Annotated in this window: 1 protein-coding gene; it reads right to left on the reverse strand. The window is 64.0% G+C overall.

What is annotated here, in order from left to right:
* On the reverse strand, positions 1–264 hold a 264-nt coding region (locus tag ELR45_RS39625; RefSeq protein ID WP_205857554.1), incomplete at both ends, for a GTP-binding protein.

Below are 264 nucleotides of genomic sequence, written 5' to 3' on the forward strand. Positions count from 1 at the left end.
ACGTGATGACGGGTATGCCCCGGTGCCGGCAGACGTCGAACAGCTTCAGCGTCTGCGGCTCCAGGCCCTTCGCGGCGTCGAGCAACATCACGGCGCAGTCGACAGCCGCCAGGACGCGATACGTGTCCTCTGAGAAGTCCGCGTGCCCTGGGGTGTCGAGCAGGTTGATCACGTTGTCGCCGTACTCGAACTGCAGTGCCGCCGAGGTGATGGAGATCCCACGCTTCTGCTCCATCTCCATCCAGTCGGAGACCACAGCCTTCC

This window comes from Phytoactinopolyspora endophytica (genome assembly GCF_004138495.1).
Taxonomy (GTDB): Bacteria; Actinomycetota; Actinomycetes; order Jiangellales; family Jiangellaceae; genus Phytoactinopolyspora; species Phytoactinopolyspora endophytica.